We start from the raw sequence: 25,335 nt of genomic DNA, 5'->3' as shown, positions 1-25,335 counted from the left end.
ATAAATAAACCACCTGCTATAATAGGGGTAGCCTCAAGGGGTACAGTAGTACCCGGGCTATTCCTATTTCTTTTGAGGGTAGGTGCCTCCGGTGCAGGTCAAGCAGGTCATGCTCAACAACCCGGAGACGTTATACTACTGGCAGACCCTGGCCGATGCCGTGGCCGTCTACCAGCGGCAGCAGGTCAACTGCGCTCCGGTCCTGGACGCCGACGGCGATGTGGTGGGCATTATTACCGTCTTTCGCCTCCTGGAAGCCCTGCAGCAGGGGGCTACCATGGCTACGCCTATTGAAGAGGTCATGGATAGGAAACTGGTCTGCATCGATGAGGATACAGGTTTTGAGCAGGTGGCCAATTTACCTATTGACCGCCTGATTGTTTTAAACAAAGAGCGGCGCTTGAGCGGCGTCCTGACCAGGATTGGCCTGATCAATAAGGTGCACCGGGCCCTGGAAAAGGCGGAACGCGAGCTGGCAGCAGTACTGGAGGCGGTACCAAACGGTATCATTGCCGTCGACCGGGAAGGGAAAATATGCCACATCAACCCGGCGGCGGCCCGGCTCCTCGACCTGCCGGCGGCAGCAGCACTGGAGCAGCCGGCGGCCACCGTCCTGGCGGCGTCTGGTTTAAGCCAGTTTCTTACCAAAGCAGCCGGTGACCAGTTTCATAAGGCGCGTGCAGGAGATAGAACCCTGGCCATCCGGCGCAGCCCTATTACCAGGGATGGCAGGGAACAGGGGGTTGTACTGGTCCTCCAGGATATTTCCGAACTGGAGGCCATCTCCAGTGAATTAAAGGCGGTCAAGTCTTTGAACCGGCAGCTTAAGAGTGTTATCGAGGCCTGCTATGACGGTATGGTTATTGTTGACAGCCAGGGCATTGTCCTGGGGGTTAATGAGGCTTTTGGACGTATTATGGCGCCGGAGGAAGGGCGGCTTGTTGTTGGTGAAAAGTTGCGGCCCGGTGCCGGCCAGGCAGAAGAGCAGCTATACCAGCTCTGGCACCTTGTCCGTGAGAGCCGCAAGGCTGTAACTGTCATGTACCAGACTCCGGCCGACCGGGAGGCCATTCTTACCGGCAGCCCTGTTTTCAATGAGGAGGGGGCTGTCTCTCAAGTCGTTATCAACATCCGCGATATGACGGAATTGCGCCATCTTAAAGAAGAGGCCCAGCGAGCGGCAGCGGAGATCCGGGTCTTGCGAGCCCGCCAGCTGGCAGCCCCTGAGGTGATCCGCCAGAGTATCTCCATGCAAAGGGTGGTGGACCAGGCCTTAAGGGTGGCGGCCGTCGATTCTACCGTCCTTATAACGGGGGAATCCGGTGTCGGCAAGGAAGTCATTGCCAGGCTGATTCACCAGCATAGCCCGCGCTGCAGGGGGCCTTTTATAGAAATAAACTGCGGTGCCATCCCGGAAAACCTGCTGGAATCCGAGCTCTTCGGTTACGAGAAGGGAGCCTTTACCGGAGCCAGTAAAGAGGGGAAAATAGGTCTCCTCGAGGTAGCCAATAACGGCACCCTCTTTCTTGACGAAATAGGAGACCTGCCCCTTGGATTGCAGGTCAAGTTGTTGCGTTTTCTCCAGGAGCAGGAGATTTATCGCCTTGGCGGTCGCCATGCCATTAAGCTCAATGTCCGCGTCCTGGCTGCGACCAACAAGGACCTGGCCCGGATGGTCCGGGAAAAGACTTTCCGCGAAGACCTCTATTACCGTTTAAATGTAGTGCCTATAAGGATCCCGCCTTTGCGGGAGCGGAGGGAAGATATTTTACCTTTGGCCAGGCATTTTTTGGAAAGATTTAACCATAAATACGGTACGGCCAAACGCCTGTCCTTCGCGGCCTGTAAGTTGCTTGAGGCTTATTCCTGGCCTGGGAATGTCCGGGAACTCCAGAATGTTATGGAGCGGGTAGTCATTATGGGCGAAGGAGACTTAATCCAGCCGGAACACCTGCCCCTTGAATTTCAGGAAGAGCCCGGGGATACCGGTAAAGCGCTGCATCTGAGGCAGGTTTTACCCCTTCATGAAGCAAGGGAACAGGTTGAGCGGCAGTTAATAACCCTGGCCCTCGAGCAGCACGGCAGCCTGCGCCGGGCCGCCCGGGCCCTGGGTATATCCCATTCAACGTTGCTCCGCAAGGCCCAAGCGTATGGCCTGATGGTACAAAATCGAACCGATGTGGTTTAAAACTGCACCGCTATAAATTATATTAAGTCAGCTATAATGCGGCTGAAGAAGTAAAGTAATAGACGAAATATCTGGTGCGTATATAGACCAGAAAAAGAAATTTATTTATTCCTTTCCCCTGGGGCCGGAGAAGGTACAGGTGTTTTTTTATGCCCTGGCATGAGTTTTGCAATAAATGACAAGTGATTGCGGTAACAAGAATAATTGTAAGGAGGAAAAATTTATGGGTAAAGTAACTGTCAGCTGGGTGGGAAAGATGCAGTTTGTAGGCGAAGACGGTGCCGGCCATCAGGTAGCCATGGACGCCAGCCCTGTTTATGGTGGCGAAAACCAGGGGACCCGGCCTATGGACCTGATGCTTATGGCCCTGGGCGGTTGCACCGGCATCGAGGTAACCCACATCCTGCGAAAAATGCGGGTCAGCTTTGATAAACTGACTATTGCGGTAGAAGGTGAAAGGGCCGCCGACCACCCCAAGATTTTTACGCGGATGCGGGTAGTTTACGATTTCCAGGGTGCCAATATCCCGCCGGAAAAGGTGGCCCAGGCCATCAAGCTGGCCGACGAGGTGTACTGCTCGGCAGCCAACATGATGAAGACGGCCGGTTCCATCGAGTATGCCTTTAAAATTAACGGAGAAGAGTATCCTTACCCTTTCCTGAAAGAGGGCAGTGGTAATTAAAAGCAGGGAACGGTGAAGATAATCACCGGTAGAATTAAATATTAACAGGGCTATAGGGGGGAACTGGGAATGAATACCTACGCTTTCTGGATTTTATTTATGGCTGTTATCTATACAGTCGTTCTTATTATTGCCGGCAACATTGCCAGGAGCCGTGCCGCCCGCGGTGAGGACTTCTGGGTGGGCGGCCGTAAGTTCAAACCCTGGATGGTAGCCGTCTGTATCACCGGGCTTTTTTCCGGTTCCTCGTATATCGCTATCCTGGAGCTGGCGTACACGACGGGTATCTCTGCCGGCTGGTACGGCGTGGCGGAATTAATCCACGTGATAATTATCGCCTTATTTTTTGTGATACCCTTCCGCAAGCGCCTGGTAGTGACCGTATCGGGTTTAATAGGTGATCGCTATGGCCGGACGGCCAAGGCCATCGCCGGCGCTGTCACGGCCTTTACCTTTCCCATGTACGCCACCGCCAATGCCCTGGCCTTTGCCGCCGCCATGAGCGCCTTTACAGGGATGTCGTTATCTACGTGGGTAATCTTCAGCGCCCTGCTCCTGCTAATTTACCTGCAAGCAGGCGGCATGTGGTCGGTGGTCTTTACGCAAACGGCCAATACGATTGCCTTTACTTTGATGTTTATCATCGGCCTTATCGCCTTCTTTGTTAAACCCGGTTTCGCCGGCCTGGCCCAGCTGGCAGCGGCCAAACCGGCCATGTTCGGCCTGACTACAGTTGGCCTGCAAACAATACTCGCCTGGTTCGGCACCTTCCTGGTCAACGTTTTCCTGGCCCAGGCGGCCTTCCAGATGGCCCTCTCCTGCCGCACGCCGGAAGAGGGGCAAAAGGGTCTCCTCTGGGCGGCAGGTTTTAATATCGTCTTTATTGTCATGGGTGTTCTCTTTGGTATGGCCGCAGCAGTAGTGGCTCCTGGCGTCGGCCGCGGCCTGGTGGCCGTACCCAAATACCTGGCCCAGGTTTTACCGGCACCCCTGGTGGGCATCTTCTTCATGGGTATCTGGGCCTGCGCCCTGGGGTGGGGGGCTCCCTGCCAGTTCTCCGGGGCTACCAGCCTGGGACGGGATGTGGTTTCGTCCTTGAACCCTGAAGTTACCGATAAGCAGATGGTCGCCTACACCAAATGGTCCCTGGTACTTTTAACCGGCTTGATGATTATCTTTGGCTTCCTGCGTACGGAGCAGGCCGCGTGGTGGAATGTCCTGGCCTGGACGGCCCGTAACGGGGCTACCTTTGCCCCCGTCATCGGGGTGCTCTTCTGGCCGCTGGCGACCAGAAAGGCAGCGATAAGCGCCCTGATCGCCGGTTTTGTTTCCGGTATAATCTGGTATCACCTGGGCGGCTGGCACCCTGCGAAGTTTTACCTGAACATCCACCCGGTGTGGATTGGCATGATCTTTAACGTTTCGGCCTTGACCCTGGTGACCCTGGTGGAAAGGGCTGGCGGCTACCGCTGGGCTATACCTGAGAAAGGGATAGCCAAAAATATGGGACTAGGGGCCATAGTTGCCGGGCTGGCTCTGGTAATCCTGGCTGTCAACCAGTTTTCCTGGCTTTATTCTAAAGGCGTTTTTGGTATGATCCTTTTCCTGATCTTTATCTGTGCCTTCTGCATGGTAATTACCTTTACCAAAGAGAGGGAAGAGAGTGCAGTAGTGCCAGGGGTCAGTCCCCAGGCCGGGCCGGCGGGTAAGTAGCATCAGGTAGGGTAAAAAGTAAAAAGGGGAAGATCGGTTGCCCGGTCAGGTTTTTTTCAAGAAATCACAAAAGCGGCTTTACCTGCAGCCGCTTTTTATTATTTACTCCTGCCGGCTGAAGGACCAGGAGCCTAAGAATCCCAGGAACAGGGCCACGCCGGTAACTACGGCCAGGTCAAACTCCAGGCTGTAATGAACAAGATATTGCAACGCCCGGGGGTCGGTGCCACTGTACACCAGTCGCCTGAGGGCATCAACACCGTAGGTGAGGGGGTCTAGTTTCATCAAAACACTCATCCATCCTGGCAGGTTGGTCATGGGGAACATGGCGCCGCTCAGGAAAAAGAGGGGCATGACCAGGAAGTTCATGAACATCTGGAAGCCTTCCATGGTAGTCATGCGGCTGGCAATGGCAATTCCCAGGAAGGTCAGGCCCAGGGAAATAAGGAACAGGATGCCCAGGAGCTTAAGAATCGTAACTGGAGTAAGGGAGACTTTAATCAAAGGTGCCAGGAGGAGCATGATGGCGGCCTGGATAAGGGCCACGGTGCTACCTCCTAGGGCTTTACCCAGGGCGGTGGCCCAGCGGGGTACCGGCGCCACCAGGACCTCTTTTAAAAAGCCGAACTCCCGGTCCCAGATGATGGAGACGCCGGAAAAGATGGAAGTGAAAAGGACGGACATCCCCAGGATGCCGGGATACATGAACTGGACGTAGTTAACGGGGACGCTGGCAGGTACGCCGCGGAAGCCCATGGCCGCCGCAATGCCCTGGCCGACGATGAGGAGGTAGAGCAGCGGCTGGCCGATCATACCGATGATGCGGCTACGCTCGCGGATGAAGCGGATAAATTCCCGGTACCAGATGGTGTAGATGGCCCGCAGGGCAGGTTGCATGGAAGTTACCTCCTTAGTGCCGCCGGCGGCCGTGGCGGCGGTTCAGGCGCATGAGCTCGGTTGAAGAGACCCTGTCTTCCCGGATGGCCCGGCCGGTGAGGCTCAGGAAAACGTCATCCAGGGTAGGGCGCCGTAAATGTATGCTGTTAATCTGTCCCCGGAAATCGGCGGCCACCCGGGGGATAAAGGCAGCCCCGTCATCCACCTGCAGGCGCAGGCCTTCTTCGTCTTTAATGACTTTCACGCCGTAGCGGGCGGCAATTTCCTCCTGCAGGCGGGCGTCATCAACAGTCATCATGGTGACCACATCGCCCCCCAGCCGGCGTTTCAGGTTGTCCGGCGTATCCAGGGCCTGGATGCGGCCGTGATCAATGATGGCGATGCGGTCGCAGTTTTCCGCTTCGTCCATGTAGTGGGTGGTCATAAAGATGGTGATGTTTTTTTCCCGGCGCAGGCGGTGGATGTGCCGCCAGATGACGCTGCGGGTTTGGGGGTCCAGGCCTACTGTCGGCTCATCAAGGAAGAGGACTCGGGGGTGGTGGAGGAAGCCGCGGGCTATTTCCAGCCGCCGCCGCATGCCGCCGGAAAAGGTGCGGACGATATCCCGGCGGCGCCCGGCCAGATCCACCATGGCCAGGACTTCATCCATGCGCTCCTGGATGGTAGCCCGGGAGAGCCCGTAGAGGAGGCCGTGGAAACGCAGGTTTTCTTCGGCCGTCAGGCGGTCGTCCAGGGAGCTGTCCTGGAAAACCAGGCCGATGGCGCGGCGCACGGCATCCGGCTGGCGGGCAACGTCGAACCCGGCCAGGATGACCCGCCCGCTGGTGGGCTTGAGCAGGGTACAGAGGATTTTGATGGTGGTCGATTTACCGGCGCCATTCGGCCCCAGGAAGCCGAAGATTTCTCCCTCTTCGACGTTAAAGGTCACCCCGGCGACGGCGGTGAGGTCGTTAAAGCGCTTGACCAGGTCCTGGACAACGATTACAGCCACAGTTTTTCTTCCCTTCTTATTCCCATAGTTTTCACTTCTCAGGTGGTTTAGGTAACCTTTTTGAAGGACCCTTCGCTTTTGCTTGAGAATTAATTTTAACAATAATAAGGAAGGAGGATCAAGGATTATTTATTTGCCGCGCAGGAAATAGTTCCCTGGTTTAACGAATTAATTTAGGGCATATTTTTTACCGGGGGAGGCGGGGTTCATGGCGCGGGTGGTAATTGTTTCCCGGCGGCGCGGCCTGAAGGTTATGGCCGCCCTGCTGGCAGTTGGAGCTGTTTTTCTGGCCTGGAGCGGTTACCGGAGCCTGGAAGAGGAGCGGGCCATCCAGGCCCTTTCCTGGGCGGTGGCCAACCAGGTGGTGGTGGTCGACCCCGGTCACGGCGGGATTGATTCCGGTGCCACTGGTCCTGGAGGGACCCCGGAAGACCGGGTGAATCTGGCCATCAGCCAGCGACTGGCAGAATTTTTAAGCCAGGGCGGCGCTCACGTTTTCCTCACCCGCCAGGATGAAAACGTCCCGGAAGGGGAATCCGGCGATGACCTGGTGGAACGGGTTAAGCTCGCCCGGAAGGTCAAGGCTGATCTCTTTATCTCCGTCCACTGCAACGCCTTTGACGCCCGGGAAAAGGGCGCCCAGCTCTTTTACGACCCCCGATCGCCGGAAGGGAAAAAACTGGCCGAGGCCATCCAGGCGGAAATCAGGCGCCGCCTGGCCAATACCGACCGGGTACCTTTAAGTATCGACGCTTTTGTCCTCCGCACCCAGGAGATCCCGGCAGTCATTGTGGAAGTCGGCTTTATCTCCAACCCGCGGGAAGAAAAGCTCCTGGCCGATCCCCACTACCAGCGCCAGATGGCCTTTGCCATCTACGCCGGTATTGTTAATTACCTGGCTGGAAAAGGCCCCGGTGCCGGCCAGGCAAATAGGAAAGCCCCCTGATGCCAGGGGGGTAACGTAATTCGTGGCGGGCCGGTTTTTCTTCGCGGGCGATGGGGGCTTGCATCAACCGGCTACCCCTTCCTGCAAAACTGCCTGGCTCTGCCGGGGCAGGGAGAATTCCACTCGCGTACCGCCTCCCGGATTCAGGCTAAAGCGCAGGCCGTATTCCGGTCCGTAGAGCAGGCGCAGGCGCTCATGAACGTTAACCAGGCCGACATTGTTACTATTACCCGGTTTACCCGTTAATAACCCGTTTACCTTGTTTAAATCTATACCCACGCCATTGTCACTGACGGTTATCCGGGCCTCGCCGTCTACCTCCCGGGCGATGATGGTTACCCGGCCTCCTTCCCGGCGGGGTAAAAGGCCGTGCTTGACGGCGTTTTCCACCAGGGGCTGGAGGGTCAGGGCCGGCAAAAGGTAATGGGCTACTCCGGGCTCGATGTCAATGGTTACCTCCAGGCGGGAGCCGAAGCGGGCCTTCTCAATGGCCAGGTAAGAACGTACATGCTCAATTTCTGTAGCCAGGGTGACCGGCCGCTCCGGATGCTGGAGGTTGCGGCGGAAGAAGTCTCCCAGGTACCCCAGGAGTTGCCGCGCCTTTTCCGGGTCCAGGCGGCAGACGGACATGATGGTGTTCAGGGCATTAAACAAAAAGTGGGGGTTGATCTGGGACTGCAACGCCCGGATCTCGGCCCTGGCAACCAGTTGTTCCTGCCGGTCAATTTCCGCCAGTTCGAGCTGGGTGGAGAAGAGGTGGCCCAGGCCCGCGGCCAGCTCCAGGTCCAGGGGGCCAACGGCATTGGCCCGGGTGTGGTAGAGCTTTAAGGTACCGATTACCTTGCCGCGCGAGTGCAGGGGGACGACTACGGCTGCCTTTAAGGGACAACCCTGGTGGTGGCAACCGATTTCCGCTGCCACCTGGGCCACCTGGATTTTGCCGGTTTCCAGGGCCTGGCGGGTGGCACTGGTCAGAACCTTCTGTCCCTGGCGGTGATGGTCGCTCCCGGCACCGACGTGGGCCAGAATTTCATCGCCTCTGGTAAGGGCTACAGCCTCCAGACCCGTAATCTCCATAATAATAGCCGCCGCTTGACGGGCGGAATCCGCATTAAGCCCCCGGCGTAAGTAGGGCAGGGTTTTGTTGGCAATTTTTAAGGCCTTCTGGGCCTGGACGGCACCGGCCAGCTCCTGCTCCCGGAGGACGTTCTGAATAATGATTACCGCCAGGGCAATACCGCTGGCATTAACCAGCATCATGGGCCAGGCGATGACCTTGACCAGGCTCCAGGCGGCAGCAAAGGGCCGTGACAGGGCCAGGATAATCAGCATCTGCAACGCTTCAGCACCGAAACCGGCGGCAAAGGCCACCGGCCAGGGTATGGGGCGCCGGCGGTAGGCCCGGGCTACCAGGCCTCCCAGCAGGCCTTCGACCGTGGTGGAAACGCCACAGGCCAGGGCGGTGAAGCCCCCCAGGAAGTAACGGTGAGCGCCGGCGATCAAGCCGGACAGGAAGCCGACCATGGGACCGCCAAACAGCCCGCCTACCATGGGGGCAATAACCCGGGAGTTGGCCAGGGCATCCTGGAGGGGGATGCCGGAGTAGGTACCAAAGATTCCCAGCGAACCAAAAAGCAGGATTAATAGAAATTTTTGGTAAGAACTGGCCTGCTCCTGCAGCAATTTCCGGAATGTCCGGGAACGGGTCAGGATAAAGGCCAGGGTTATAACTACACTCATCCGTTCAACCAGGGATATGAAAAGAGGCATTTCCTGTCACCTCCGGGTAGGTAAATTGGTATTAAAACCTGCCACCGGGTTGCCGGATATAGCCGTATGCTCAAGCTATATTCCCTTTTATTCTAACGCAAGGAACGCCGCCGGTACAATAGCAAATGGCACCAGGATCTTTACCCCCTGTCAAAGTGCTGGTAGATGTGGTAAAGTAAACCTGAAGGGAAGCCACGGGCTGGAAGCAGTTACATGAAAGGATGAGTGTCGGGTCATATTAAAAGGGGTGATTGTATGGGATGTGTACTGGATGTGGTCTTTATGCCCCACCCGCCGCTTATGGTTCCGGAAGTTGGCCGCGGCGAGGTGACCAGAATTGCGGCCACAGTTAAGGCGGTTAAAGAACTGGCAGCAAAACTTGCCGCCCGCCACCCGGAGGTGGTAGTCATCATTTCTCCCCACGGGCCGGTTTTCCGCGACGCCGTAGGAATCTGGGCCACCGGGGAGTTAAAGGGTGATCTGGCGGCCTTTAGAGCCGGGGAAGTCAGGTTTACTTATCCTTTGGACCTGGAACTCAGCCGGGCCATAGCTGAGGCGGCCCGGGAAAGGGGGGTGCCGGTGGCCTGGCTGGACGATGCCGCCTGCCGTCGTTACAGGTTAACCCCGGAACTGGACCACGGTATGATGGTGCCCCTCTATTACCTGCGACAGGCAGGTATTGCTGCTCCCCTGGTAGCCATGGGTATGGCCTTCCTGGAACGGCAACAGCTCTATGCCTTTGGCGCTGCCCTGGCCCGTGCCATTGAGGCCGGCCCCCGTCGTGCCCTGCTGGTGGCCAGCGGCGATCTTTCCCACCGGCTCCTGCCCGGGGCGCCGGCAGGGTACGACCCGCGGGGCAGGGAGTTTGATGCCAGGGTGAAGGAGCTTTTGGCTCGCCAGGACGTGGAGGGGATCCTGGCCATACCGGATGACCTGGCGGAAAGAGCCGGCGAGTGCGGCCTGCGTTCCTTTATAATGGGCCTGGGGGCCCTGGACGGCTATGAAGTGCGGGGGGAAGTTTTGTCCTATGAAGGCCCCTTTGGCGTCGGTTACCTGGTCGCCCACCTGGAGCCTACAGGGAAAGCGCCGGGGCGGAGCCTGCTGGCTGAAGCAAAGAAACCGGGAGCGGAGTCGTTGCCGGTGCGCCTGGCCCGCCAGAGCCTGGAGCATTACCTGCGGACTGGTAAAGTGTTGCCCGTGCCCGACCCCCTGCCCCCGGAACTGGCCGGCCGGGCCGGTGCCTTTGTATCGATCAAAAAACACGGCAGTTTAAGGGGATGTATCGGTACCATCGGCCCAACCAGGGCCAACCTGGCCGAGGAGATTATTTACAATGCCCTGGCAGCCGGCCTGGAAGATCCCCGTTTTCCCCCGGTGACAGTAGAAGAACTGCCGGAACTTCGATATTCGGTAGACGTCTTGAGCGAACCCGAACCGGCTACCCTGGCCGACCTGGACCCCAAGGTATACGGCGTCATCGTCAGCTGCGGCCGGCGGCGGGGACTGCTCCTCCCGGATCTGGAGGGCATTGATACCGTTGAAGAACAGGTGGCTATTGCCCGTCAGAAGGGCGGCATCGGTCCCGATGAGCCGTACCAGCTGGAAAGGTTTAAGGTTACACGCTACCATTAATTAATAATAAGCCGGCCGGTAAAGGTAATTAAACCAGTGTTGGGAAAAAGATCCGGCGAGCCAGGCAAATGACGAGGGGGTTGTTCAATGGCCGGAAGGGAAGCTGTGTATTATGTAAAGTTACCCGGAGAGAAGGTGGAATGCCGTCTCTGCCCCCATACCTGTGTTATCGCCCCCGGTGGCCGGGGCATCTGCCGGGTGCGGGAAAACCGGGAGGGGCGTCTATATACCCGCAACTACGGCCGCTATTCCTCCCTGGCCCTGGATCCCATTGAAAAAAAGCCTCTCTATCATTTTTATCCCGGGAGCCTCATACTCTCGGCCGGTACGGTGGGCTGCAATTTTCGCTGTGAGTTCTGCCAGAACTGGGAGATAGCCCAGGAAGAACCGGAGACGGCAGCCGTCACCCCGGAGGACCTGGTTCATAAGGCCATGGAAGTGGGCAGCGTGGGGATAGCCTATACCTATTCCGAGCCCCTGGTGTGGTTTGAGTTTGTCCTGGCTACAGCCCGGCTGGCCCGGGAAGCGGGGCTGAAGAATGTTATGGTGACCAACGGCTTTATCCGGCCGGAACCCCTGGCCGAGCTCCTGCCCTGGATTGATGCCTGGAATATCGATGTCAAAGGGTTCAGCCTGGAATTTTACCGCAAAATCGTCCACGGCGACTACCGGCCCGTCCTTGAAACGGCGGCGGCAGCATTAAAGGCTGGCAGCCACGTAGAGATCACGACGCTTCTGGTGACCGGCTTAAACGACGACCCGGAGGAACTGGCCGGGCTGGTAAAATGGGTGGCCGATAATTTAAGCGTAGATACGCCCCTGCACTTTTCCCGCTACTTTCCCCGGTACCGCCTGAAAGCGCCGCCGACGCCCCTGGCAACCATGCGCCGCACCTGGGAAATGGCCCGGCAATACTTACATTATGTTTACCTGGGCAATGTGGCCGACCCGGAGGCCAACAACACCTACTGCCCGGTTTGCGGCGAACTGGTCATCCGGCGGACAGGCTATTATGTTTCCCTGCCGGGCCTGGCAGGGCGTACCTGCCGCGCCTGCGGAAGCGAGCTGGCCATTGTAAGGGATTGAAAGGAGTTGTTAACATGCCTGATCTGGCTTCAGCCTGCCGCCTGGCCCTTATGGAATGCCTGGCGGTCAGGGCCGGAGAAGCAGTTCTCGTGGTTACCGATACTGAACTGCAGCCCGTTGGTGAGGCTTTTTTTGAGGCCGCCCGGGAGCTAAAAGCCGAGGCGGCCATCATCACTATGCTGCCGCGGGACAACCACGGCCAGGAACCGCCGGCTGTGGTTGCGGCCGCCATGCGGGAAAGCCAGGTCGCCGTCCTGGCTACCTCCAGATCCCTATCCCACACCCGGGCCCGCCGGGAGGCTAACGCAAACGGCGCCCGCATCGCCTCCTTACCCGGCGCTACAGTTGATATGCTGGAACGCACCCTGGCCGTCGACTATAAGGCCCTGGCTGCCGATTGTGAGCATTATGCAGCCATTTTGACCCGTGGCCGGGAGGTCCACCTGACGACCCCGGCGGGAACGGATCTTACCTTTAGTATTGCCGGCCGCCAGGGGCACCCCGATACCGGCCTTTACACCCGGCCGGGCAGCTTTGGTAACCTGCCGGCGGGGGAGGCTTATGTGGCCCCGGTGGAAGGAACGGCCCAGGGGCTGCTGGTTATTGACGGAGCCCTGGCCGGCATCGGTGTTTTAGAAAAACCCTTGCGGATTAAAGTTGAAGCAGGACAGGCCGTGGCGGTCGGCGGCGGCCGGGAAGCCCGCCTGTTAGAAGATATTTTTACCCGTTACGGCCCTGCCAGCCGCAACATTGCCGAACTGGGTATCGGGCTAAATCCCCTGGCCAGGTTGACAGGCAACGTCCTGGAAGATGAGAAGGTACGGGGTACCGTGCATATTGCTCTGGGCGATAACAGTACCTTTGGCGGCCAGATTGAAACTCCCAGCCACCTGGACGGCATTCTCCTCCAGCCCCGGCTCAGGGTTGACGGGCAGCAGATCCTTTAGCTTACACCCGGCCCCGGCGGGGCGCTGATCCCCTGGGAAGAGCGGCCGCTGCTGCGGGCAGGATTAGTTCCGGGGTAGCGGTAATGAGGGGGAGTTGCGAAACTGCGGGGCAGTCTGGCCGCCGGAAAGCTTACTTCCCCGGTAAGGGTGGCCGTTACCCGGTGCCGGTAAGGGCAAAGGACGGGCTGGCCCTGTTCCAGGATTCCGCCCAGCTCACAGGTACCGTAGTTTAAATAGGAGCAATGCCGGTTGCAGGTAGCCAGGGTCATGGGAGTACCTCCCTTATTTACGGTTTTATGTTCGCCCCTCAAATGCTCCTCAAGGTTATTATTTCCCCCGCCGGGGCATCTAATCTATCAGCTGCAGGGAGTCACACATGTTTGCCGTCAAAGAAAGAATTGCCCGGGCCATTGATACCTTAAAAGAACAAATTATCAATGTAGCCGAAGCTATTTATGATCACCCGGAACCAGGCAACCAGGAGTATTTTGCCGTAGATCTACTGACAGGCATCCTGGCGGAGCGGGGTTTTAAGATTACCCGGCCCCTGTGTCAGCTGCCGACAGCCTTCAGGGCCGATCTAGATGGCGGTCCCGGCCCGCGGGTGGCCCTGCTGGCCGAATACGACGCCCTGCCGGGGCTGGGGCATGCCTGCGGCCACAACCTGATAGCTGCTGCCAGCCTCGGGGCGGCATTGGCGTTAGCCACTGTAATTAAAGAACTCCGGGGGACCGTTGTCGTTTTAGGTACGCCGGCCGAAGAGACCCGCGGGGCCAAGGTTGTGCTGGTTCGCCAGGGCGTCCTGGACGACCTGGATGCGGCCATGATGTTTCACCCTGGGGATACCAATGCCGCGGAAGTGAACTCCCTGGCCCTGGAAGCCCTGGAATTCGTTTTTGAGGGGCGGGCAGCCCATGCCGCCTCCAGCCCGGAAGAAGGTATTAATGCTCTGGAAGCAGTCATCCAGTTGTTCAATCATATCAACAGCCTGCGCCCCTACTTGAAAGACGGGGCCAGCATCCAGGGTATTATTACCGAGGGGGGGACTTCGCCCAACATCATTCCCGAACGCGCCGTGGCTCGCTTTTACGTCCGCGCCCGGACCCGGGGGGCATTAAATAAGGTTGTCGAGCGGGTGGAAAACTGCGCCGCGGCAGCAGCCCTGGCAACGGGTACCCGCTACTGGTACCACAACTACGAACCTTCCTATGAACCCATGCTGACCAACCGTGCCCTGGCCGCAGCCTGGCGCGACAACTTGAAAAAGCTGGGAGTAATGGATTCGGGCTCACCCAGCTACAGCCGCGGTTCCCTGGATATGGGTAATGTCAGCCGGGTTGTGCCGGCCATCCACCCCTACCTATCTCTGAACGCCGGCAAACTGGTACCCCACAGCTACCAGTTTGCCCGGGCAGTCCGGGGCGAGGCCGGGCGGCGGGTTGTAATCCTGGCGGCCACGGCCCTGGCCTGGACGGCGGCGGATGTCATGCTCGACAGGGAGCTGTTGCAGCGAATTAAAGAGGAATTTGCCGGCAATATTCATACCCGCCATCCTGATGCATAAGAATTTAAAAGGATGGAGGGAGGGGACATGGGTAATCGCTGGCGCTGGTTACGATCATTGATAATTATCGCTGTGGCAGCCGTTGTTTTCTGGCTGCGGACGACAACCGGGGAAGTCAACGTTTATGAAGCCCGGGCCCTGGCCGTGATGGGCCAGGACAGCAAGGAAGGCAGGGAAATATTACAGGAACTGGCCGAAGGACGTAAAATCGGGGTTTATCACCTCCAGGCTGAAGGGGATATTGCCCCGGCGGCAGGGACGGAAAAGATTATCGGCGTTACTGTATCTAAAGACCGGGGCCTGCTGGGTATATTCAGCACCGCGGGAAGCCAGCAGGTAATGCTGGCCTGCCTGAATACCCTGCCCCTGCAGGAAGTAAAGGTGATACAGCTAGAGGCCGGTCGCAATGCCATATTAATCCGGGAGCTCCTGGATGAGCGCTTCGGCGGCTATTTTTTGAGCAGCTTTTATGCCCTGTACAGCTGGCAGGGGGAAGGTTTGCAGGAAATCTGGCGTAAAGTTGCCGGCAATGAAGAACGCTGGCATAAAAAATGGCTGGACCAGGGCGAGGGCTGGCAGGGGGTCAGCGAACAGGTGACGACGGACTTTACCCGGGAAGAGGGGCGGCTGGTCATTAAAACCATCAGCAGCCAGTCCCTCTGGTCGGCCCCGGAAGCAACCGGTCCCCGGACAAAAATCCAGAGCCGGACGGTAACCCACACCTACCGCTGGGAGCCGGCCTGGGGAGCCATGGTCATGGCCGTGGGCAGGGTAAATAAAACCACCAGCCTTAAAGAACGCCGGGGAAGTAAGTATGTTGACATGCTTAACCTGGCGGCCGGGGAAGAGGTAGCTGTCCTGGAGGATGAGGACCTGCTGTCCTGGTTAAAAGCGGAGGAACCTTCTTACTGGCGGGTAAAGACCGGAGGCGGCCAGGTGGGCTATGTTTTGAAGTCCCATTTGGACCTGTTGCCGGGCAGGGTCTAGCAAGTTGTGCTTTTTCATTTTCCACTGCTTATTTTTAAGGCTGCTTGCGGTTCCCTTACTTCCCGCCATACCCAGATAAAATTGAGCATCAGGAGGATGCCTGCGGCGAAAAAAACCGATCGCAGACCGAAAAAGGCCGCCCAGAAGCCGCCGGCCAGGGGACCGGAGAAGTTGCCTAAAAAGAAAGCGCTCTGGGTAAGGCCATAGACCCTACCTCGCTTTTCAAGGGGGGTAAACAGGCCGATCAGGGAATTGGCCATAGGCAACAGACCTCCGAGAAAAAGGCCCTGGAGAAAACGCAGGCCGATGAGGGGGAAAACCTGGCTGATGAGGGCCTGGGGGAAGTAGAACAAAGCCGAACCTGCCAGGCAGGTCAGGAGACAGCGCTTGTAGCCCCAGTAATGGGCATGGCGGCCAAGGATGGTGACGGCGATCACTTGAGCCAGCCCCGTCATCGCCACTGTCAGGCCTACCAGGGTATTAAAATTGGCGCTGCCGGCGACAAGCTCTTGCACATAGAGGGGCATAAGGGGTTCCACACCCCGCGTGGCAAATTGGGAAAGGAAGATAACGACAAACATGATATAAATCGTTAACGGCCAGGAGAGCAGCCCGATCAGGCTGCTCTTTCCTCTGGTATCGACTGCTGTTTTCGCAATCGGGTGAAAATCTTCATGGACCATGGTCGCTGCCAAAATGGTTCCTATGATGCCCAGCAACCCGGCCAGGATAAAGACTATCCGGAAAGGAAAAAAATCAGCCAGTATACCGCCGATTAAAGGTCCCAGCACCAGGCCGAGGACCTGACCTGTTTGCAGCCAGCCCAACGCAAAACCAAGGTAGTTTTCCGGAGTGGTGCTGGCAGCCAGGGCCAGGGCGGCTGAGGAATAACCGCTAAAGACGCCCATCAGGATGCGGCAGATTAAGAGTTGATAGGGGCTGGTGACGAAAGCAGGCAATATGGTAAAGATGGCGATGCTGGCCGATGAACGGACCAGCATGGGCTTGCGGCCGTAACGGTCGGCCAGGCTGCCCCATAGAGGAGATAACAGGCCGGTAAAAAGGGCATTGACTCCAACGAGGATACCGGACCAGGCTTTAAGGTGACTGGGTTCGGTAACCCCCAGCTCGGTGACAAAGAAGGGTAAAAAAGGAGTGGCAATCTGGAAAGTTCCGGTAACCAGCATTTGAACAACAACCATAAAATAAAGATTACGTTGCCATCCTGGCATGATTCTTCTTCCTTTCGCCTTTTTATATCTTAAGACCCCCGGTAACCCCTGTCAATGTTAAAAGAAACAGGAAAGCCGGCTTTTTCACACAGGGCTAATATAAAATTAAGGATTTGTTATTTTTTTGCCGATCTATTGCATTAATATGCAAATCCGTTGTATAATTATAACACCAGATCAAGGAGGTTCCCACCATTGGTCAAAGCAGGCATTATCGGCGCCACCGGTTATACCGGTGCCGAACTGGTGCGTATCTTAAGCAGGCACCCGGAAGTAGAACTGGTGGCCCTGACCTCCCGGCATTATGCCGGTGAGGATATGGCTGACGTTTATCCGGCCCTAACGGGTTATACCAACCTCCCCTGTGAAGATTTAACCCCGGAAGAAGTCCTGGAGCGGGCCGAAGTGGTCTTTATCGCCCTGCCCCACGGCCACGCTGTAATGGTAGCCGCCCAGGCCCTGAAGAAAGGTGTCAAGGTCATCGACCTGGGCGCCGACCTGCGCTTCCGGGAGGCCAGAGTTTACGAGGAATGGTATAAAGTCCCTCACGGTAATCCGGAACTGGCAGCTCACGCCGTCTACGGCCTGCCGGAAATTCATAGAAATGCCATCCGCCGGGCCCGGGTGGTCGCCAACCCCGGTTGTTACCCCACCAGTGTCATTTTAGGCCTGGCGCCCTTGCTCAAGGCCGGTTATATCGATCCGGCAACCATCATTATCGATGCCAAATCGGGTGTGTCCGGAGCCGGCCGGGAGGCCAAAGTAACCAGCCTTTTCGTTGAGTGCCACGAAAACATCAATCCCTACGGCGTCGCCGGCCACCGCCATACCCCGGAGATCGAACAGGAACTGAGCGCTCTCGCAGGCAAGGAGGTTAAGGTATCTTTTACGCCCCACCTCCTGCCTATCAGCCGGGGAATTTTAAGCACCATGTATGCCACCCTGGCCCGACCGGCGACGGAAGCAGAACTCCGGCAGGTTTATCAGGACTTTTATGCCGGAGAGCCCTTTGTCCATCTCCTGCCGCCGGGCAGGTGGCCCCATACTCGCTGGGTCTACGGCAGCAACAACTGTCATATCAACTTAACAGTGGATGGCCGTACCGGTCGGGTCGTGGTTGTCAGCGCCATCGACAACCTGACCAAAGGCGCTTCCGGGCAGGCGGTACAGAACTTCAACCTCATGTACGGCTTTCCGGAGACCACTGCCCTGGCTGCACCGGGAATATGCCCTTAAATACGGAGGAAAGAAAAATGAGTGCTGACATACAGAAAGTTACCGGCGGCATTACCGCTCCGCAGGGTTTTGTGGCTGCCGGCATCCATGCCGGTTTGAAAAAGGAAAAGAAGGACCTGGCCCTGATTGTCAGTGAAGTGCCGGCAGCGGCAGCAGCCGTCTATACCAGAAATCGAGTCAAGGCAGCACCCCTGATAGTTACCAGAGAGCATCTTAAAAGCGGGATAGCCCGGGCCATTGTCTGCAACAGCGGCAATGCCAATGCCTGTACGGGAGAGCGGGGTTACCGCGACGCCCGGGAAATGGCGGCTATTACCGCTGCAGCCATAGGTTGCGAACCCTGGCAGGTGGTGGTGGCCTCTACCGGCGTTATCGGCGTGCCCCTGCCTATGGATAAAATCGGTGCCGGCATCCGGGCGGCCGCAGAAAAGCTGGCAGTGGACGGCGGCGGTGATGCAGCGGCGGCCATTATGACTACCGATACTATAAAGAAAGAAATTGCCGTCCAGTTGTACCTGGGAGGGGTCACGGTAACCATTGGCGGCATAGCCAAAGGTTCCGGCATGATCCACCCCAATATGGGGACCATGCTCTGCTTTTTGACCACCGATGTCGCCATAGATCGGGATGACCTGGACCAGGCCCTGCGGGCAGTGGTGGACCGGACCTTCAATATGGTAACGGTGGACGGCGACACCAGCACCAACGATATGGCCGTCATCCTGGCCAACGGCTGCGCCGGCAACGCTCCCCTGACCATTGAAGATCACGCCGCCTTCCGCGCCGGCCTGGAGTACGTCTGCCGTGAGCTGGCCCGCCTGATTGCCCGGGATGGGGAAGGCGCGACCAAACTGCTCACTGTGGAAGTGCGGCGGGCGGCAAGCGAGGCGGAAGCCCGTTTGGTTGCCCGGGCCGTGGCCGGCTCTAACCTCGTAAAGAGCGCCATCTTTGGCGCCGATGCCAACTGGGGCCGCATTATCTGCGCCGCCGGTTACTCCGGGGCAGAGATCGACCCGGATAGAGTAGACATTTACCTGGAAAGCCGGGCCGGCTGCGAGCAGATGGCCCGGGATGGCGAGCCTCTGCCCTTTAGCGAAGAAAAGGCGGCGGCTATCTTGCGGGAAGAGGAAATCACCATTACCCTGGATTTAAAACAGGGAACGGCCGCAGCCACCGCCTGGGGCTGCGACCTGACCTATGACTATGTAAAGATCAATGCATCCTACCGGACTTAAAATAGAAACTCCCCTAGTGGCTTCGTAGAAAAGCCCCGTTATGGGGGGGCGTACTGGAGGGAACGCAAGATGCCCCTTTCACCCCTGGAAAAAACAGAAATCCTCATCGAAGCCCTGCCCTATATCCGCCAGTTCTACGGCAAAACGGTAGTGATAAAGTACGGCGGCCATGCCATGACCAACTGCGACCTGAAAAGGGCCGTGATGCAGGATGCCGTCCTCATGCACCTGGTGGGCATGCGGCCGGTCATTGTCCACGGCGGCGGGCCGGAAATTACCAGCATGCTTAAACGTCTGGGAAAACAGTCGGAGTTTATCCAGGGCCAGCGGGTAACCGATGCCGAGACAATGGAGATTGTGGAAATGGTCCTGGTGGGGAAGATTAATAAAGAAATCGTCACCAATATCCACCGTTACGGCGGCAAGGCCATCGGCCTCTGCGGCAAGGACGGCAACCTCATTGAAGCCCGGAAACAAATGGCCCATATCCAGCAGGAAGATGGGGCGGAGGTTGACCTGGACCTGGGTTTTGTCGGCCGGGTGGAAAAGATCAATCCCGGCATTATTGAAACCGTCATCGCCGAAGGTTACATCCCCGTGGTGGCCCCCATCGGCGTAGGACCTGATGGTGAAAGCTACAATATCAACGCTGACCTGGTGGCGGGAGAACTGGCCGTGGCTTTGCAGGCCGATAAGCTGGTCCTCCTGACGGATGTGGAGGGGATTCTAGCTGACCGCAACGATCCCGGCTCTTTGATTTCCGCCCTTGAGGTCGGCCGGGTGCCGGAACTCATCCGGCAGGGCGTTATCGAGGGCGGCATGATCCCCAAAGTCAGCTGCTGCATCCGCGCCCTGGAAGGCGGCGTTAAGAAAACCCATATTATTGACGGGCGCATACCCCACTCTATCTTATTGGAGATATTTACCGATACCGGCGTGGGGACCATGGTGGTGCCGGGCTAAAAAATAGATTACTCTGCAGCTGCCAGCTGCTGCCAGGAAAGCCCATGTGGAGAAGCAGGTAGTAGCGAACCAGATGTAAATATGGAGGTGGCCGGAAATGGATAACGCGGCTATTATCGCTATGGGGGAAAAATACGTAATGCGGACCTACGGGCGCTACCCCGTGGCCCTGGTGCGGGGTGAGGGGGCCCGGGTCTGGGATGCCGACGGCCGGGAGTACCTGGACTTTGTAGGCGGCCTGGCAGTTAACTCCCTGGGGCACTGCCACCCCCGTGTGGTGGCGGCCATCCGGGAACAGGCGGTGAAGATCCTCCACTGCTCCAACCTTTACTGGATTGAACCCCAGGTGGAACTGGCCCGGTTGCTGGTTGAAAATTCAGCCCTGGATAAAGTCTTTTTCTGCAACAGCGGTGCGGAGGCCAATGAAGCAGCCATTAAGCTCGCCCGCAAGTATGCCAAAGAACACCGGGGGCCGGAAAGCTACGAGATCATCACCATGCGCCGTTCCTTTCACGGCCGTACCCTGGCTACCCTGACGGCCACCGGGCAGGAGAAATTCCACCGCGGTTTTGCTCCCCTGCCGGCGGGCTTTAGATACGTCCCCTTCAATGACCTTGCCAGCCTGAGGGCGGCGGTAAGTCCCCGGACCTGCGCCATCATGCTGGAACCGGTCCAGGGTGAAGGCGGCGTCTACGCGGCTAATAAAGATTACCTTCAGGCGGTGCGGGCCCTCTGCGACGACGAAGGACTTTTGCTAATCTTTGACGAAGTGCAGTGCGGCCTGGGACGGACGGGCTATCTTTTCGCCTACCAGTATTATGGAGTGGAGCCTGATATCATGACCCTGGCCAAGGCCCTGGCCGGCGGGGTGCCCATCGGCGCCATGCTGGCCAAAGAAAAGGCTGCGGCTGCTTTTGGCCCGGGGGACCATGCTTCCACTTTCGGCGGCAATCCCCTGGCTACGGCCGCCGGGGTGGCTGCCTTCAAGGCCCTGCTGGAAGAGGGCCTGGTGGAGAATGCCCGCGTTGTGGGAGAGTATTTTTATCAGGAGCTGCAGAGGCTGGCCCGGGAATTTCCCCAGTTGACAGAAGTGAGGGGCCGCGGACTGCTGCTGGGACTGGAGATTGAAGGCCCGGCCGACGCGGTGGTGGCCGCCTGTCAGGAACGGGGTTTGTTGATCAACTCCCTCCACGGGCACGTCCTGCGTTTCCTGCCCCCCCTGACTATCAGTAAGGACGAAATCGACCGGGCCATAGCTATTTTAAAGGACGCTTTACAGGAAGTTCTGGGGCAAGGGGCGCATTAAGCGCCAAGGATAACATTTCAAAAGGCGAAAGGAGAGGTTTTTAATGAACGACCTGGCAAAGGGTCTCAAAGGCCGTGACTTCATCTCCCTGAAGGATTTTACCCCCGAGGAAATCTTTTACCTCCTGGACCTGGCCGACGAACTCAAGGCCAAACTTAAAAGAGGGGAGCCCCATCCACTCCTTGCCGGCAAGACCCTGGGCATGATCTTTACCAAGCGTTCCACCCGCACCCGGGTAGCCTTTGAAGTAGGCATGTACCAGCTGGGCGGCTATGCCCTTTTCCTGACCAAAGACGACCTGCAGCTGGGCCGCGGTGAGACCATTGCCGATACGGCCCGGGTCCTGTCCCGTTACCTGGATGGCATAATGATCCGCACATTTGCCCACCAGGATGTAGAGGAACTGGCGGCCCACGCCACCATCCCCGTCATCAACGGCCTGACGGATCTGCTGCACCCCACCCAGGCCCTGGCGGATATCATGACCATCCGCGAGTGGAAGGGTACGGTAAAAGGTTTAAACCTTACCTTTATCGGCGATGGCAATAACGTCGCCCATTCCCTCATGTACGGCGGCGCCAAGGTGGGCCTCAATGTGACCATCGCCTGCCCTCCTGGCTATGAACCATTGCCCCAGGTGGTAGAAGAAGCCCGGCGCATAGCCGCCTATAACGGCTGCCAGATAGCTGTAACCAATAATATCCGGGAAGCCGTCGAGGGTGCCGATATCCTTTACACCGACGTCTGGGCCAGCATGGGCCAGGAAGCCGAGGCGGAAAAGCGGCGCCAGGCCTTCCAGAAATACCAGCTTAACAGCGAGATACTGAAGCTGGCCAAACCTGACGCCATGGTCATGCACTGCCTGCCGGCCCACCGGGGTGAAGAGATTACCGACGAAGTGATGGACGGTCCCCAGTCAGCCGTTTTTGACGAAGCTGAAAACCGTCTCCACGCCCACAAGGCTATTTTGGCAGCACTGATGGGTTAGCCTATCTTGCCAGGTTTCTATTTCCCTCCCAGCGAACTATGAAAATGCAGGCTCAAGTAGAAGGCAGAGATATTTTACCATAAAAATCACTATTTCTGGCAGAACACTATTTTCGCAGGAGGAAGGAGTTTCTACTATGGCGGAAAAGGTAGTCCTCGCCTATTCCGGCGGTCTGGATACTTCCATTATTATCCCCTGGCTAAAGGAAACCTACGGTTATGAGGTCATTGCTATGGCCGTCGATCTCGGCCAGGGAGAGGAACTGGCGCCCCTGGAGGAAAAAGCCCTCAAGAGCGGGGCGAGCAAGGTTTACATCCTCGATAAAAAGCAGGAGTTCGTTGAAGAGTATATCTGGCCGACATTAAAGGCCGGGGCCATTTATGAGGGCAAGTACCTGCTGGGTACCTCCTTCGCGCGGCCCCTCATTGCCAAATGCCTGGTAGAGGTGGCGGAAAAGGAAGGCGCCATCGCCGTGGCCCACGGCGCTACCGGCAAGGGTAATGACCAGGTGCGCTTTGAACTGGGAGTTAAAGCGTTAAACCCCGATCTGAAGGTCATTGCCCCCTGGCGCCTCTGGAACATCCGCTCCCGGGAAGAGGCCATTGACTATGCCACCGCCCGGGGCATCCCCGTACCGGTCACCAAAGACCGGCCCTACAGCATGGACCGCAACCTCTGGCACTTGAGCCACGAAGGCGCCGACCTGGAGAACCCCTGGAACGAACCCCAGGAGGATCTTTATTTAATCATTACCCCCCCGGAACAGGCCCCGGATAAACCTACCTATGTGACTATTGACTTTGAAAAGGGCATCCCGGTGGCCGTGGACGGGGAAAGGCTGGATGCCGTAACCCTGGTGGAAAAATTGAACGACCTGGCGGCGGCCAACGGCGTCGGCATTGCCGACATGGTGGAGAACCGCCTGGTGGGCATGAAATCCAGGGGCGTTTATGAAACCCCCGGCGGCACCGTCCTTTACCTGGCCCACCGGGAACTGGAAGCCCTCACCCTGGACCGCATGACCATGCACTTCAAGGAAATAGTGGCTGCTAAATACGCCGAGCTGGTATATGACGGCAACTGGTTCTCGCCCCTGAAAAAGGCCCTTGATGCCTTTGTGGACAGCACCCAGGAAACGGTCACCGGCAGCGTGCGCATGAAGCTGTACAAGGGCAGCTGCACCCCGGCAGGGGTTAAATCGCCCTACTCTCTTTACAGCGAGGACCTGGCGACCTTCGGCGCCGGCGGCGATTACGACCATAAGGATGCCGCCGGATTTATCAGCCTCTTCGGCCTGCCTTTGAGAGTTCGGGCCTTGATGGAAAAGAAGGCGGGTTTGAGGTAGTACTTCGAAGGCTGACATTTGTTGGGAGTGAGCGAAAAACAAATGTCAGCTTTGAATTATGAACAAAGGGAGTATCTCTATGAAGCTCTGGGGCGGACGCTTTACCAGGACAACCGACCGGCTGGTGGAGGACTTCCATTCCTCCATCAGCTTCGACCAGCGCCTTTACCGGCAGGACATCGCCGGTTCGATAGCCCATGCCCGGATGCTGGCAGCGGTAGGGCTTATCACGCCGGCCGAGGGCGAGGCCATAATCAAAGGCCTGGAAGAAATCAGGGCCGATATCGAGGCCGGCCGGGTATCATTTGACGTGGGCGCTGAAGACATCCACATGAACATCGAAAAGCTGCTCACGGAACGCATCGGCGCGGCCGGCAAAAAGCTGCACACAGCCCGCAGCCGCAACGACCAGGTAGCCCTGGACCTGCGCCTTTATTTAAAAGAAGAAATTCCGGAAGTTAAAAAGCTCCTGGCCGGCCTGCAAAAGGTCCTGGTGGACCTGGCAGCTGAGCACGTGCATACCATCATGCCCGGTTATACCCACCTGCAGAAGGCCCAGCCCGTCACCCTGGCCCACCACTTCCTGGCCTACTTTGAAATGTTCTGCCGCGACCAGGAGCGTTTAGACGGGTGCCTGGCGCGGGTGGACGTTATGCCCCTTGGCGCCGGCGCCCTGGCCGGGACGACCCTTCCCATTGACCGGGAGATGGTGGCCCGGGAACTGGGCTTTAGAGAGATCAGCGCCAACTCCCTGGATGCGGTGGCCGACCGCGATTTTGTGGTGGAATTTCTGGCGGCGGCTTCCCTAATCATGATGCATTTAAGCCGCCTGGCGGAAGAGATTATCCTCTGGGCCAGCGAGGAATTCGGCTTTATCGAGCTGGACGACGCCTACAGCACCGGCTCCAGCATGATGCCCCAGAAGAAAAACCCCGACGTGGCTGAACTGGTGCGGGGGAAGACGGGCCGGGTATACGGCCACCTGATGGGCATGCTGGCGGTCCTGAAAGGATTACCCTTAGCCTACAACAAGGACCTGCAGGAGGATAAGGAAGCCCTCTTTGACGCCCTGGATACGGTCAAAGGGTGCCTCATGGTCTTCACCCCCATGCTGGCCACAGCTAAATTCAGGGTTGAGCGCATGCGGGAGGATGCGGCCCGGGGCTTTGCCAGCGCCACCGACGTAGCTGAATACCTGGTACGTAAAGGTTTACCCTTCCGCGAAGCCCACGCCGTGGTGGGGGCACTCGTCCTCCACTGCCTGGAACAGGGCAAGTCCTTCGAGGACCTCACTTTAGCCGAGTGGCAGTCATTTTCACCATATTTTTCGGAAGACATCTTTAACTACATAACGGTGGAAGCCTGCGTGCAGGGCCGCGACCTCCCCGGTGGCCCTGCACCGGCCGCTGTAGCTAAGGCCCTGGAGCGGGCCAGGCGGATACTGGACGGGCTGGGGTAGAAATAAAACGACGATGATGGCAGGGAATTGCACCATTATTTGCTACCGGCCGCTGTGCGCAAAAAATAATAGCGCCCGGGATATTAGCCCCCGGGCATTTTTACATAATCCACACCGATAGATGCCCAAGCAGGGAACAAATACTAGATGTCGAATATACCCATTAAC

General features: G+C 57.7%; 21 protein-coding genes. 16 read left to right on the top strand and 5 right to left on the bottom strand.

Annotation, left to right across the window (positions count from 1 at the left end; genetic code table 11):
• The first annotated feature begins 82 nt into the window (after positions 1-82).
• The 3 genes from MCACP_RS12875 (at position 83) to MCACP_RS12865 (ending at position 4,583) form a co-directional block, all read left to right on the top strand.
• A complete protein-coding gene (locus MCACP_RS12875; RefSeq protein ID WP_406677147.1) occupies positions 83-2,188 on the top strand; it encodes a sigma 54-interacting transcriptional regulator in 2,106 nt (701 codons plus the stop codon).
• Between the two features lie 223 nt (positions 2,189-2,411).
• Entirely contained in the window at positions 2,412-2,870 is a 459-nt protein-coding gene (locus MCACP_RS12870; protein WP_406677146.1) for an OsmC family protein, read from the top strand.
• Between the two features lie 69 nt (positions 2,871-2,939).
• Positions 2,940-4,583 (top strand): sodium:solute symporter family protein, encoded by a 1,644-nt coding sequence (locus MCACP_RS12865; RefSeq protein WP_406677145.1) that lies wholly within the window; start codon positions 2,940-2,942, stop codon positions 4,581-4,583.
• A gap of 102 nt (positions 4,584-4,685) precedes the next feature.
• On the opposite strand, the gene MCACP_RS12860 is transcribed toward MCACP_RS12865, so the two are convergent.
• Entirely contained in the window at positions 4,686-5,480 is a 795-nt protein-coding gene (locus tag MCACP_RS12860; protein WP_406677144.1) for an ABC transporter permease, read from the bottom strand.
• 13 nt (positions 5,481-5,493) lie between these two features.
• Positions 5,494-6,471: an ATP-binding cassette domain-containing protein gene (locus tag MCACP_RS12855; protein WP_406677143.1), complete on the bottom strand. Its 978-nt coding sequence runs from the start codon at positions 6,469-6,471 to the stop codon at positions 5,494-5,496.
• A 208-nt stretch (positions 6,472-6,679) separates the two neighbouring features.
• On the opposite strand from MCACP_RS12855, the gene MCACP_RS12850 reads away from it, so the two are divergent.
• The gene (locus MCACP_RS12850) at positions 6,680-7,417 is read left to right on the top strand and encodes an N-acetylmuramoyl-L-alanine amidase (protein WP_406677142.1); all 738 of its coding nucleotides are present in this window, start codon (positions 6,680-6,682) and stop codon (positions 7,415-7,417) included.
• 63 nt (positions 7,418-7,480) lie between these two features.
• Here MCACP_RS12850 and MCACP_RS12845 read toward each other — a convergent pair whose 3' ends face one another.
• A complete protein-coding gene (locus MCACP_RS12845) occupies positions 7,481-9,187 on the bottom strand; it encodes a LytS/YhcK type 5TM receptor domain-containing protein (RefSeq protein ID WP_406677141.1) in 1,707 nt (568 codons plus the stop codon).
• A 255-nt stretch (positions 9,188-9,442) separates the two neighbouring features.
• On the opposite strand from MCACP_RS12845, the gene amrA reads away from it, so the two are divergent.
• The 3 genes from amrA (at position 9,443) to MCACP_RS12830 (ending at position 12,852) form a co-directional block, all read left to right on the top strand.
• Positions 9,443-10,819 carry an AmmeMemoRadiSam system protein A gene (gene amrA / locus MCACP_RS12840; RefSeq protein ID WP_406677140.1) on the top strand — a complete coding sequence of 459 codons (1,377 nt, stop codon included), beginning with the start codon at positions 9,443-9,445 and terminating at the stop codon, positions 10,817-10,819.
• A gap of 87 nt (positions 10,820-10,906) precedes the next feature.
• The gene (gene amrS, locus MCACP_RS12835; protein WP_406677139.1) at positions 10,907-11,905 is read left to right on the top strand and encodes an AmmeMemoRadiSam system radical SAM enzyme; all 999 of its coding nucleotides are present in this window, start codon (positions 10,907-10,909) and stop codon (positions 11,903-11,905) included.
• A 14-nt stretch (positions 11,906-11,919) separates the two neighbouring features.
• Positions 11,920-12,852 carry an aminopeptidase gene (locus MCACP_RS12830; RefSeq protein ID WP_406677138.1) on the top strand — a complete coding sequence of 311 codons (933 nt, stop codon included), beginning with the start codon at positions 11,920-11,922 and terminating at the stop codon, positions 12,850-12,852.
• On the opposite strand, the gene MCACP_RS12825 is transcribed toward MCACP_RS12830, so the two are convergent.
• The gene (locus MCACP_RS12825) at positions 12,849-13,121 is read right to left on the bottom strand and encodes a hypothetical protein (protein ID WP_406677137.1); all 273 of its coding nucleotides are present in this window, start codon (positions 13,119-13,121) and stop codon (positions 12,849-12,851) included. The genes MCACP_RS12830 and MCACP_RS12825 overlap by 4 nt on opposite strands.
• Before the next feature lie 107 nt (positions 13,122-13,228).
• Here MCACP_RS12825 and MCACP_RS12820 point away from each other — a divergent pair, with 107 nt between their 5' ends.
• Together MCACP_RS12820 and MCACP_RS12815 are read left to right on the top strand one after the other, a co-directional pair.
• Positions 13,229-14,416 (top strand): M20 family metallopeptidase, encoded by a 1,188-nt coding sequence (locus tag MCACP_RS12820; RefSeq protein ID WP_406677136.1) that lies wholly within the window; start codon positions 13,229-13,231, stop codon positions 14,414-14,416.
• 27 nt (positions 14,417-14,443) lie between these two features.
• On the top strand, positions 14,444-15,403 hold the full coding sequence (locus MCACP_RS12815; protein WP_406677135.1) for a hypothetical protein: 960 nt from the start codon (positions 14,444-14,446) through the stop codon (positions 15,401-15,403).
• A gap of 14 nt (positions 15,404-15,417) precedes the next feature.
• Here MCACP_RS12815 and MCACP_RS12810 read toward each other — a convergent pair whose 3' ends face one another.
• Positions 15,418-16,635, bottom strand: coding sequence for an MFS transporter (locus tag MCACP_RS12810; RefSeq protein WP_406677134.1), 1,218 nt, complete (start codon positions 16,633-16,635; stop codon positions 15,418-15,420).
• Positions 16,636-16,830: 195 nt separating this feature from the next.
• Between MCACP_RS12810 and argC the strand changes: the two genes are divergently transcribed.
• From argC to argH, 7 genes are all read left to right on the top strand, one after another.
• Positions 16,831-17,871, top strand: a complete 1,041-nt coding sequence (argC, locus tag MCACP_RS12805) for an N-acetyl-gamma-glutamyl-phosphate reductase (RefSeq protein ID WP_406677133.1) — start codon at positions 16,831-16,833, stop codon at positions 17,869-17,871.
• A 17-nt stretch (positions 17,872-17,888) separates the two neighbouring features.
• Positions 17,889-19,106: a bifunctional glutamate N-acetyltransferase/amino-acid acetyltransferase ArgJ gene (gene argJ / locus MCACP_RS12800; protein ID WP_406677132.1), complete on the top strand. Its 1,218-nt coding sequence runs from the start codon at positions 17,889-17,891 to the stop codon at positions 19,104-19,106.
• A gap of 69 nt (positions 19,107-19,175) precedes the next feature.
• On the top strand, positions 19,176-20,069 hold the full coding sequence (gene argB / locus MCACP_RS12795; RefSeq protein ID WP_406677131.1) for an acetylglutamate kinase: 894 nt from the start codon (positions 19,176-19,178) through the stop codon (positions 20,067-20,069).
• A 97-nt stretch (positions 20,070-20,166) separates the two neighbouring features.
• Positions 20,167-21,375, top strand: coding sequence for an acetylornithine transaminase (locus MCACP_RS12790; protein ID WP_406677130.1), 1,209 nt, complete (start codon positions 20,167-20,169; stop codon positions 21,373-21,375).
• Positions 21,376-21,418: 43 nt separating this feature from the next.
• Entirely contained in the window at positions 21,419-22,363 is a 945-nt protein-coding gene (gene argF, locus MCACP_RS12785; protein WP_406677129.1) for an ornithine carbamoyltransferase, read from the top strand.
• A gap of 136 nt (positions 22,364-22,499) precedes the next feature.
• Positions 22,500-23,708, top strand: a complete 1,209-nt coding sequence (locus MCACP_RS12780) for an argininosuccinate synthase (RefSeq protein ID WP_406677127.1) — start codon at positions 22,500-22,502, stop codon at positions 23,706-23,708.
• Positions 23,709-23,787: 79 nt separating this feature from the next.
• A complete protein-coding gene (gene argH / locus MCACP_RS12775) occupies positions 23,788-25,167 on the top strand; it encodes an argininosuccinate lyase (protein WP_406677126.1) in 1,380 nt (459 codons plus the stop codon).
• Positions 25,168-25,335 lie beyond the last annotated feature (168 nt).

The organism is Neomoorella carbonis (assembly GCF_045278715.1).
GTDB lineage: Bacteria > Bacillota > DSM-521 > Neomoorellales > Neomoorellaceae > Neomoorella > Neomoorella carbonis.
Note: the sequence above shows the minus strand (reverse complement) of the source record. Positions and strands in the feature narration are given on the sequence as shown.